4 protein-coding genes are annotated in these 3,912 nt (G+C 38.8%); 2 read left to right on the forward strand and 2 right to left on the reverse strand.

What is annotated here, in order from left to right; translation table 11 throughout:
* Positions 1-319 precede the first annotated feature (319 nt).
* Positions 320-493, forward strand: a complete 174-nt coding sequence (locus BUB12_RS17940) for a hypothetical protein (protein WP_200801106.1) — start codon at positions 320-322, stop codon at positions 491-493.
* A 1-nt stretch (position 494) separates the two neighbouring features.
* Entirely contained in the window at positions 495-1,949 is a 1,455-nt protein-coding gene (locus tag BUB12_RS17250; RefSeq protein WP_072892150.1) for a sodium:solute symporter family protein, read from the forward strand.
* Positions 1,950-2,026: 77 nt separating this feature from the next.
* On the opposite strand, the gene BUB12_RS17255 is transcribed toward BUB12_RS17250, so the two are convergent.
* Positions 2,027-2,695 carry an SOS response-associated peptidase gene (locus BUB12_RS17255; protein WP_072892151.1) on the reverse strand — a complete coding sequence of 223 codons (669 nt, stop codon included), beginning with the start codon at positions 2,693-2,695 and terminating at the stop codon, positions 2,027-2,029.
* Between the two features lie 46 nt (positions 2,696-2,741).
* Positions 2,742-3,737 carry a glutaminase gene (locus tag BUB12_RS17260; RefSeq protein WP_072892152.1) on the reverse strand — a complete coding sequence of 332 codons (996 nt, stop codon included), beginning with the start codon at positions 3,735-3,737 and terminating at the stop codon, positions 2,742-2,744.
* Between the last annotated feature and the right edge of the window lie 175 nt (positions 3,738-3,912).

A 3,912-nucleotide genomic window follows, 5' to 3' on the forward strand; every position in this document is an offset into this window, starting at 1 on the left:
CGTGGCGTTCTTTGCCACAGAGAGGATTGACTTAAGACCTCGAGGGGGTAGGCGCTGGAGCTAGACATCTCTGAATTTTATACATTCTTATCTTTTAAGAAAAGCTAGAGAGCGCCCTATTTGTGACATACGGTTGCGATGGACATGGTTTTTGATAACGCATAAAACAATCCCCTTCAGCAAAAAATGAAAATATATATTGCTTTTTCTATTACTCTATGTAAATATATGTGTAAAGACACCTGTAAAACACATTTAGTGACTAACGAAGGAATTCCAATGTTCAATAATGCACAAGAGATACGAGAGGAGTTATTTTATGAAGAAATTTTGGGGAATGCTTATCGTTATTTTAATTCTTTTAGCTTATATACTTCCCTACACCATTTTCACAAATGTTAATTCATGGTATGGCAGTTTCTTAACATGGGGAATCATCGGAGTTCTCATCATACTAGCAAACATCATGGTAACAAAGGATTGGGGGAAGTAAATTGGATACAAGCTTTGTAATTTGGGGAATTATTATATATGTTATTATCGCTTTAGGAGTGGCTATTCTATCACGTCGAGGCAGACATCATGGTATAGATGGATATTATATTGGTGGCAGACAAATGAATGGTATTCTAGCTGCCTTTAGTTATAGTGCTACAACCTTCAGTGCTTTTATGATGGTTGGATTAGCAGGATTAACATATCAAGGTGGAGTAGGCGCATTAGGTTTTGAGATTGTTTATTTTGCAGGTGTGTCCTTAGTAGCATTATTTGGACCACGATTTTGGTTAGCAGGAAAAAAATACGGATACGTGACACCATCAGAGATGGTTGGTGATCGATACGATTCCAAAGTAGTTGCAACCGTCATCGCGATAACAAGTTTATTATTTTTAATACCATATAGTGCTGTACAGTTGGCAGGAGTCGGTTATCTCTTACAAGGAATCACGAACGGTGGAATTCCTTTTACGGTAGGGGTTATTTTAGCGACGGTCTTAGCTATCATATTTTCCTATACAGCTGGTATCCGCTCAGTTGTTTGGACCGATTCATTACAAGCAATATTTATGATCATTTCTTCGACAATTGTAGTTATTTTGGTTATTAACGGGTTAGGTGGATTTGGTCAATTCTTTGCCAACCTAGAACAAAATCATCCTAAATCCCTATCCGTACCTGGAAATGGTTACTTTAGCTTCATAACTTTCTTAGGTATGACTTTACCTTGGTTCTTCTTTAGTCTATCTAATCCACAGGTTAGTCAACGAATGTTTATGCCTTCCTCACTTAAAGGATTAAGGCAAATGCTCATTGGATTTTTAGTTTTTGGTCTGATCTATACGTTTGTTTCTGTTTTGTGGGGTTTTTCAGCGATTCAGTTATTTCCTAATCTAGAAACAGCTGACTTAGCAACACCTTCCCTGCTATCGTCAGATTTAGTTCCAACAGCATTAGGCGTAATCGTTATGATTGGGATTCTTGCTGCGGCTGTTTCAACAATTGATTCGATCATGTTAACCTTGTCATCTATGTTTGCTCGTGATATTTATGGAAATATGAAAAAGAACTCAAGCGACGAAAGTCAGTTAAAGGTTGGTAAAGTAGTTATTCCAATCATTGCAATTTTAGCGTATGCTTTTGCCGAGCTGGAATTAAACTTAATTGCCGTTCTGTCTGTTGCAGCATCCTCCGGTTTGATTGTAGCCGTACCAGCCTTTTTTGGAACATTTTTCTGGAAAAAAGGAACTTCAGCTGGCGTTATTTGGAGTGTATCGATAAGTGCCCTAGTAGTGCTTTATTTAGAAGCAACAGGAACCAAACCTTTTGGGCTTGCTTCTTCAATCTGGGGGCTTTCCCTATCAACACTTTTATTTGTTGGGATTAGTTTAGTTACAAAAGCACCACAACAAAAAGCAAACGAATTTATTGCGATAATGAAAAATAAGTAAAATATACCAAAAACATCCGAGCTTTGTAATTTTCAAGTTCGGATGTTTCATATATTAAGGTGTTGTGTTTATTAGTTCTAATCTGCCAATGGGACAATACACGCCTCATCATTGTTTTTCGCTGAATTGACATATGTCGCCACATTGTACGCCTTTAATTCTTCTACTTCCACTGCCTCTAAGAATTGATGAGCATCTGCCGGTTGTACTTTAGTTGGCGTGATCCACTGATTTTCTAATTCTTTTGGCAAGATAATGGGCATTCGATGATGTATTTCTTGCATAAACGGGTTGGCATCTTTTGTTAATACCGTACACGTAAATAAATCCTTGTCTTCATGCTGCCATTTGTCCCATAAACCAGCAAAAGCAAAAAGCTTTCGGCCCTTCATTTGGATACGTTTTGGAATCTTCTTATCCTCAATTTTTTGCCATTCATAAAAACTATCTGCTACGATAAGGCACCGTTTTCTTGCCATTAGGTTTTTAAAACTAGGCTTTTCATGTGCCGTTTCACTTCGAGAATTAATCATTTTATAACCGATTTTTTCATCTTTTGCCCATGATGGGACAAGTCCCCAGCGCATATAGCCGGCACGTTTCTCTTTTCCATCATGGATAATTGCTAACACATTTTGCCCAGGAGCGATGTTGTAACTTGGGTGATAATTATCTATTGGCTGATCCAAAGCAAACTCATCTAAAATTTCTAATTCATCAGCAAGTAACGTATAACGACCACACATCTTTCCCACTCTCCCTCGTTCTATTAAGTTACCTAAGATAACCTAGTTAAAAAATACTTAAATCCCATTGTGAAGCAATATGCCGTAATAAGCGAATTCCGGCTACACTATTTCCCTTTTCATCTAGCGACGGCCCGAACACTCCGATTCCACAGCCATTAATAAAAGGAAGTGATTCATCACGAACTCTAGGTGGGGCAACAGCAATAATCCCCCCAGATACTCCACTTTTTGCAGGAACACCAACATAGGTGGCAAATTTTCCAGAAGCATCGTACATCCCACATGTTAGCATTAATGCCTTTGCAATTCGAGCAACTTGACGAGGAATAATCTCTTGTTGAGTTTTAGGGTCAGCACCATCATTTGCTAAAATTAATCCTATTAAGGCTAAATCATCCACGGTAATTTCAATCGAACATTGCTTAAAATACGTTTCTAACGTAATATTCAAATCCGATTCTAGAAAACCAGTTTCCAATAAATAATAGCCAATCGCCCGGTTTCGCATGGATGAGTCGCGTTCCGATTCATATACATCCACATTTAAACTCGGTCGATATCCAAGCATTTCTTCCAGCAATTGAAACATTGGTTCGAGTTTCTCATCGGAAGTTTTTCCAGGTAACATTGAAGTTACAGTTATGGCTCCAGCATTAACAAATGGGTTAAACGGCTTTTTCACTTGTCTCATCTCTAAATGCATGATGGAATTGAATGCTTCACCTGTTGGCTCTACATCAACTCTGTCCAACATATAGCCAACACCGCGCTCCATACAAGCCACAATAAAGCTAATGACTTTGGAAATGCTCTGAATGGTAAAAGGAATATCCACATCCCCTGACCGTATTTTTGTCCCATTGGAACCAATGATAGTGATCCCTAAATGATCCGGATTAGCCTCTTTTAACATAGGAATGTAATCCGCTACTTTTCCGGCACTCGTATGTTTGCGATAAAATCGAACCCAATCATCCACATATTCCTGAAGCCACTCTTTGTTAAGTTGTGTACTCCAATTCGCTGTTCCTTGAACCATAACATCACCCCTTGTACCTATAGAGTATCAATACTTCCTAGCATATTAATAGCATAACCATCTCGTGCAAAAATTAGCAATAAGAAAAGCTAGAGAGCGCCCGCTTTGCGACGTACGGACTGGGACTGCGATTACTCGCCCCACCGAAAACATTTGCGCCTGGCCATGCCAGGTG

The sequence above is a fragment of the Ornithinibacillus halophilus genome, from assembly GCF_900129485.1.
GTDB classification, from domain to species: Bacteria; Bacillota; Bacilli; order Bacillales; family Amphibacillaceae; genus Ornithinibacillus; species Ornithinibacillus halophilus.

Coding starts and splice junctions, on each gene's coding strand:
- BUB12_RS17260 (WP_072892152.1), bottom strand. CDS start 3,737: ATGGTTCAAGGAACAGCGAATTGGAGTACACAACTTAACAAAGAGTGG.
- BUB12_RS17255 (WP_072892151.1), bottom strand. CDS start 2,695: ATGTGTGGTCGTTATACGTTACTTGCTGATGAATTAGAAATTTTAGAT.
- BUB12_RS17940 (WP_200801106.1), top strand. CDS start 320: ATGAAGAAATTTTGGGGAATGCTTATCGTTATTTTAATTCTTTTAGCT.